This window comes from Anaerococcus tetradius (genome assembly GCF_947087635.1).
Lineage (GTDB): Bacteria > Bacillota > Clostridia > Tissierellales > Peptoniphilaceae > Anaerococcus > Anaerococcus tetradius.
Map to the genome: position 1 here is coordinate 37,148 of NZ_CAMUDP010000016.1, position 6,351 is coordinate 43,498.

The 6,351-nt window shown below is 34.6% G+C and carries 7 protein-coding genes; 5 read left to right on the plus strand and 2 right to left on the minus strand.

Annotated elements, in window-relative coordinates; all coding sequences use genetic code 11:
• Positions 1-59: 59 nt before the first annotated feature.
• Entirely contained in the window at positions 60-473 is a 414-nt protein-coding gene (locus tag P6936_RS06350) for an EamA family transporter (RefSeq protein ID WP_276862025.1), read from the minus strand.
• Positions 473-892 carry a hypothetical protein gene (locus P6936_RS06355; RefSeq protein ID WP_276881150.1) on the minus strand — a complete coding sequence of 140 codons (420 nt, stop codon included), beginning with the start codon at positions 890-892 and terminating at the stop codon, positions 473-475. The genes P6936_RS06350 and P6936_RS06355 overlap by 1 nt, the downstream gene beginning before the upstream one ends.
• 101 nt (positions 893-993) lie before the next feature.
• Here P6936_RS06355 and P6936_RS06360 point away from each other — a divergent pair, with 101 nt between their 5' ends.
• From P6936_RS06360 to P6936_RS06380, 5 genes are all read left to right on the plus strand, one after another.
• Positions 994-2,532: an NAD(P)/FAD-dependent oxidoreductase gene (locus P6936_RS06360; RefSeq protein ID WP_276881151.1), complete on the plus strand. Its 1,539-nt coding sequence runs from the start codon at positions 994-996 to the stop codon at positions 2,530-2,532.
• A 100-nt stretch (positions 2,533-2,632) separates the two neighbouring features.
• The gene (dhaK, locus tag P6936_RS06365; protein ID WP_004835825.1) at positions 2,633-3,610 is read left to right on the plus strand and encodes a dihydroxyacetone kinase subunit DhaK; all 978 of its coding nucleotides are present in this window, start codon (positions 2,633-2,635) and stop codon (positions 3,608-3,610) included.
• Positions 3,610-4,209 (plus strand): dihydroxyacetone kinase subunit DhaL, encoded by a 600-nt coding sequence (gene dhaL / locus P6936_RS06370; protein WP_060929465.1) that lies wholly within the window; start codon positions 3,610-3,612, stop codon positions 4,207-4,209. The genes dhaK and dhaL overlap by 1 nt, the downstream gene beginning before the upstream one ends.
• On the plus strand, positions 4,202-4,588 hold the full coding sequence (gene dhaM / locus P6936_RS06375; RefSeq protein WP_004835823.1) for a dihydroxyacetone kinase phosphoryl donor subunit DhaM: 387 nt from the start codon (positions 4,202-4,204) through the stop codon (positions 4,586-4,588). The genes dhaL and dhaM overlap by 8 nt, the downstream gene beginning before the upstream one ends.
• A gap of 90 nt (positions 4,589-4,678) precedes the next feature.
• Positions 4,679-6,298 (plus strand): DEAD/DEAH box helicase, encoded by a 1,620-nt coding sequence (locus P6936_RS06380; protein WP_276881152.1) that lies wholly within the window; start codon positions 4,679-4,681, stop codon positions 6,296-6,298.
• Positions 6,299-6,351: the final 53 nt, after the last annotated feature.

Below are 6,351 nucleotides of genomic sequence, written 5' to 3' on the forward strand. Positions count from 1 at the left end.
AAATATTATAAAGCTTTCCAATTACTATACACTTTCGCTTAAAAAGGAGCTTCCAATTCCTAAATAACCATCAATAAACTGCCCATACCTATAAGGATTGCTCCTATAATAGATTTTTTAGTAAATTCTTCTCCCAAGAAGATAAAGGCCATAATAAAGCTCATAAGGACACTTAACTTATCTATAGCGACAACCTTGGCTACTTGTCCGCTTTTGATGGCAGCATAGTAACAAAGCCAAGATAAGCCAGTAGCCAAACCTGAAAGAATCAAAAACAGCCAAGATTTGTTGGAGATACTAGATATACCTGTTTGAGCATTAGTAAGAAAAACTATAAACCAACTCATCCCAACTACAACTAAGGTTCTTATGGCTGTTGCTAAATTAGAATTTACATTTTCTATACCTATTTTGGCCAAGATTGATGTTAAAGCGGCAAAAACTGCAGAAAGAATTGATAATATTAACCACATTATAAGCTACTTTCTAAAATATTATCTATAAAAAATTTGATAAATACTAGCCCCGCCACAAACAAAGCACAGCCAAGTCCTGTATAAAAAAAAGCTACAAAGTGCAAAGTTACAAGATTAAGAACTCTAATTCCTATTCCAAAAGCCATCATAGTAATCATTATTATGTAAGATTTCTTATCGAAAAAATTCCAAAAAGGTCGATTTTCTTTAAAACTTAGAATCCTTATCTCATGTTTCTTATTTAGTTTGTAGAAAATATTCATAAATATAATAAAAATCACAAGACTTAATAAAATAGAAACAAGCTTTAAGCCAACTAACTTATAAGAAATAAAACCTAGACGTGCCACATTAAAACCTGCAAGCATCCATACGATGCCCCCTATCAAAAACAGACTTTCTCTTTTGACTTTCATATAAACTACCTCTCCTAAAAGTTTCTTAGCTATATTCTACTTGTTTAATTATTTTCCTCTATTAATTTTTTTCTGGTACAATATTTGAGAATGGAGGGCTTATGCTACTATTAAGAAATATAAAAATTCCTTATGATGCTTGTAAGGATCAATTAAAAAAAGAAATAGAAAAGACTATCAACAAAAAAATTGATGGCTATCAAATATATAAAAAATCTATAGATGCGAGACAGGGTATAAATTATGTCTATCAGGTACTTATTGATACCGACCTTTCTGCCAAAACTATAAAAAGGCTGAAAAATAATATTAGTGACTACAAGGAAGAAGACCTTATCCTTGAAAATAAAAATAAAATCAAATCTGCCCTTGTCGTTGGAGCAGGCCCAGCAGGACTTTTTTCTGCCTATGCCCTAGCTAAGGCTGGCGTTAAAGTTACTATAATAGAGCAAGGAGAGAAGGTTGAGAAAAGAATAAAGACTATCGAAGACTTTATAAAGGGAGGAAGGCTTAATGAAAGATCAAACATCCAGTTTGGTGAAGGCGGTGCAGGTACTTTTTCTGATGGGAAATTAACATCTAGATCAAAGGATAAGAGATCTAGAGAAATCTTTAGGATTCTAGTAGAAAATGGTGCCCCTGAAGATATCTTGTATGAACACTTGCCTCACATAGGTACAGACCTTCTAAGAAAAGTCGTAATAAATATTAGGAAAAGTATCGAAGCTATGGGTGGACTCTTTCATTTTGAAGAAAAGTTTATTGATTTAGAAATAAAGAATGGGAAAGTCGATAAGCTTATTACAGATAAGGACTCTTATAAGGCAGATGAATATATTCTAGCCCTAGGTAATTCGGCAAGAGATACTTTTATAATGCTTGATAAATATGTAGATATAAGCCAAAAAGCTTTTGCAGTCGGCTTTAGGATAGAACATCTCCAAGACCATATCAATTTTAGCCAATATAAAATTAGAGATAAAAGGCTTCCTCAGGCAAGCTATCAACTAAATTATAGCAACAAAGAAAAAGGCTTTTCTGTCTATAGTTTCTGTATGTGCCCAGGTGGCTTCGTTGTTAATGCCTCAAGTGAGGAAAAAGAACTTTGTGTTAATGGAATGAGCTATCATGATAGGTCAAATATCAATGCAAACTCAGCTATTGTTTGTACTGTATCGAGTGATATTTGTGGTCCTTCTAATCTTTCTGGCATATATTTTCAAAGAGAAATTGAAAAAAAGGCCTTTATACTAGGTGGATCAGATAATAAGGCACCTGTCCAAAGGCTAGGTGATTTTTTTGACAATAAGATAAGCAACAATTTTGGTAAAGTGAAAGCAAGTATTCAAAGTGGCTATAAGTTCGCTAATCTTAATGAAATATATCCAGAAAAAATTAATTCCGCAATCAAGGAAGCCCTCTTAGTTTTTGACAAAAAACTAACTGGCTTCTCTGACCCTGATACCATACTTACTGGTGTTGAAACTAGAACTTCAAGTCCAATTAGGATTGAAAGAGAAAATTACTCAACTAAGTACAAAAATCTTAGACCTATAGGTGAAGGTGCTGGATTTTCGGGAGGAATAATCTCTTCTGCCCTTGACGGACTCAAATGTGCTATCGAAATTTTGGAGCATTAATTTTTTAATTTTTATTTTATAATTTCATCCATATATGGGTATATATTTTAGGAAAGAACCTACTATTCATTTAGGTTTAATACAGATATAGGAGAAAAATATGAAAAAAATTATCAATGACGTAGATAAGATTATTGATGAAATGATCGACGGCTTAGTTAAGGCAAATGACGATATCCTAGAAAGACTAGAAGATAGTACAGTAGTAGCTAGAAAAGGTGAAGCTAAAAAAGCAAAAGTCGGACTAATTTCTGGCGGTGGTAGCGGTCATGAACCAGCTCATGCTGGCTATGTTGGAGAAGGTATGCTTGACTGTGCAATTTGCGGTAGCATATTTACATCTCCTACTCCTGATCAAATCCTAAAGGCTATAGAAAAAGCCGACAGTGGTAAGGGCGTATTTATGGTAATTAAAAACTACCAAGGTGATGTTATGAATTTCGAAATCGCCCAAGAGATGGCTGAGATGCAAGGAATAAAGGTTGACTCAATCATAGTTAGAGATGATATAGCCATAGAAAATTATGAAGATAGACGTGGGGTTGCCGGAACCATTTTTGTTCACAAGGTTCTCGGCGCAATGGCAGAAGATGGAAAGAGCCTAGAAGAAATTAAGGCAAAGGCAGAAGAAATTGTTAAAAATATCAAAACAATTGGTCTTGCAACCAAACCTTGTGTTAACCCTAACGATGGTAAGGAAAGCTTTAGCCTAGGCGAGGATGAAATCGAAATGGGTATTGGTATCCATGGCGAAGAAGGTATCAAGAAAGAAAAACTTCAAAGTGCAAATGCTATGGCTAAGGAAATGGTCGACAGACTCCTAGCAGAAATTACCGATACAAGTACAGATTTTGCTCTCATGGTTAATGGCATGGGCCAAACAACAGAAATGGAATTATACCTTATTAATAACTTCGTTTCAGATTATCTAAAAGAAAAGGGAATAAATGTTAAAAAATACTTTGTGGGTAACTACATGACAAGTATGGATATGGCAGGTTTCTCTTTAACCTTATTTAATATTGACGATGAAATTTTAAGTTACCTTGATAGAAAAGTTTGTGTAGGTAGAAGATAATGAATGTTGATCAAATTAAAGATTTATTTAAAGAAATAGCTGATGAAATTATAGCCAACGAAGAATATCTAACAGACCTAGATAGAAGTATTGGAGATGCTGACCATGGCTACAATATGGCTAAGGGTTTTAAGGCTATAAAAGAAGATATGGACAAAGATTATAAGGACTTAAAAGAGCTCTTCAATAAAATCGCCATGGATCTCTTATCCAAGGTCGGAGGAGCAAGTGGTCCCCTCTATGGTTCCTTCTTTATGAGCTTTGCAATGAGCCTTGCTGGCAAGGTTGACTTGGACAGAGAAAGCCTAAATCTCGCTTTTGAAAAGGGACTTGAAGCTGTAAAGAAAAGAGGCAAGGCAGAAGTAAATGATAAGACCATGGTCGATGTTTTAGAACCAGTTAGTGCTAGCCTAAATGATGGGGCTAAATTAGAAGATGTAATTAAACTTGCAGAAGAAAGAATGCTCTATACAAAAGATATCAAAGCCCTAAAGGGTAGAGCTTCTTATGTCGGTGAGAGATCAATCGGCCACATAGATCCAGGTTCATGTAGTTCATATTTAATGATAAAGAAAGCTTTTGGTGGAATTAATGATTAATGTATTAATAACAAGTCATAGTAAGGACCTAGCCAAGGGTCTTACTGATATTATTAAGCAAATGAGATCTGACATATGTATAGAATATAGTGCTGGAACAGAAGATGGTGAACTTGGCTCAAACTTTGAAGAGATTTTTGAGAAGATGAATAGACTCGCAAAAGATGGTCTTGTAATCTTCTTTGATATGGGCTCATCTATGATGAATGTAGAAACAGCTTATTCTATGCTTGATGAAGACTTACAGAAAAATATCATAATAGCTGGTAGTCCCCTAGTTGAGTCTAGCTTGGAAATATCCATAGCTATTGATGAAAATACTAGCCTAAAAGATATTGAGGATATGATTTCTTCTTATAAGTTTAACAAATTAGATTGATTATTTTAGTTAAAGAAGTATATTAACAAAGTATTTGGCAGTTGTCCTGTGACGGCTGCCTTTTTTAATGTTATAAGAAAAGGAAAAATAATGAAATTTAATGAATTTAATATAGGAGAAGACATCCTACAAGCAATAGATGATATGGGTTATACAAATCCCTCCCCCATCCAAGAAGAAACTATTCAATACCTCCTCGACGGAAGAGATGTAATAGGTCAAGCCCAAACAGGAACTGGAAAAACTGCTGCTTTCGCAATTCCTCTAGTCGAAAATGTAGAAGCAAACGACATTACTCAATCCCTAATCCTCTGCCCTACTAGGGAGCTTTGTATGCAAGTTGCAAGAGAAGTTGAGAAACTTACTAAATATAAAAAAGATATCAAGGTCCTAGCCCTCTATGGTGGCACTCAAATTGTAAAGCAAATAAAGGCCTTAAAAAAAGGTGTAGAAATTGTTGTAGGTACACCAGGTAGGGTGATTGATCTTATGAAAAGAAGAGTTCTAAAGTTAGATATGCTAAAGAATGTCGTTCTTGATGAGGCTGATGAGATGTTCGATATGGGCTTTAGGGATGATATGAAAGTTATCCTAGATGCTACAAACCCACAAAGGCAAACCTGCTTTTTTTCTGCAACTATGGGCAAGGAAATTGCTGAGTTTTCTAGCCTTTATCAAAATAATCCCCAAAAAATTGTAATTAAGTCCGATGAAGTTACTGTTGAAAAAATCGATCAGTATTATATTAAGCTTAAAGAAGCAATGAAGGAAGAAACCCTTACTCGCCTACTTGAAATAAACAATCCTAAACTTGCCATAGTTTTTTGCAACACCAAAAGAAAAGTCGATAAATTAGTCGAAGAACTAACTAAAAAATCCTATCTTGTAGATGGTCTTCATGGTGACCTAAAGCAAGGTGCGAGAGACCAAGTAATGAAGAAGTTTAGGAATAAAACCATCCAAATCCTAATAGCAACGGATGTAGCTGCTCGTGGCCTAGATATAGATGATGTAGATCTTGTTATTAACTATGACCTTCCCCAATTGGATGAATACTATGTCCATAGGATAGGAAGGACTGCCAGGGCTGGAAAAAGTGGCGTAAGCTATTCCCTAATAGCAGGTCGTGATAGGGATAGACTAAGGGCCATAGAAAAATATACTAAGGCAGATATCAAGGAAATTCCTATCCCAAGCCTCATTCAAATGGATAGGAGAAGTGAAAACAATCTGATAGAAAATTTAAGCGAGAAATTAGAAGCAAGTCCAAAACTTGACAGAGAGAAGGCTATCCTAATTAGACTTATGGAAAAAGGCTACGACCCTTTCTTGATAGCCCAAGTGCTTTTGAGTGAAAAGTTTTCTGATTCAAATTCAAATCATCATGAAAAAATTGCTGGAGTTGATACAAAAAAGGAAAAAGCAAAAGCTGATAATAAGAATAATAAAAAAGCAAAGAACAAATCAGATGAAAAAATGGCAACCCTATTTCTAAATAGAGGAAAGATTGATAACTTTGACAAAAATAAGATAATTAAGGCCCTAAACAGACTTGCCAAAGTCCCTAACAATAAAATCGGCCAAATCAGAATCCAAAAATCCTATAGCTTTATAGATGTAGACAAAAGCGTAGTTTATGAATGTATAAGGGCCTTAAATAATAAGAAAATTTCTGGTAAAAAAGTAAAAGTAGAAGAATCAAAAAATTAAGGGGCTGTTGCAAAAGTCCTGACACAGAAAAAAGGCGAGGAAAGTGAAATCCT

Excerpts from the sequence above, each read along its gene's own strand:
- P6936_RS06350 (WP_276862025.1), bottom strand. The coding sequence starts at position 473 with ATGTGGTTAATATTATCAATTCTTTCTGCAGTTTTTGCCGCTTTAACA.
- dhaM (WP_004835823.1), top strand. The coding sequence starts at position 4,202 with ATGATTAATGTATTAATAACAAGTCATAGTAAGGACCTAGCCAAGGGT.
- dhaL (WP_060929465.1), top strand. The coding sequence starts at position 3,610 with ATGAATGTTGATCAAATTAAAGATTTATTTAAAGAAATAGCTGATGAA.
- P6936_RS06380 (WP_276881152.1), top strand. The coding sequence starts at position 4,679 with ATGAAATTTAATGAATTTAATATAGGAGAAGACATCCTACAAGCAATA.
- P6936_RS06355 (WP_276881150.1), bottom strand. The coding sequence starts at position 892 with ATGAAAGTCAAAAGAGAAAGTCTGTTTTTGATAGGGGGCATCGTATGG.
- dhaK (WP_004835825.1), top strand. The coding sequence starts at position 2,633 with ATGAAAAAAATTATCAATGACGTAGATAAGATTATTGATGAAATGATC.
- P6936_RS06360 (WP_276881151.1), top strand. The coding sequence starts at position 994 with ATGCTACTATTAAGAAATATAAAAATTCCTTATGATGCTTGTAAGGAT.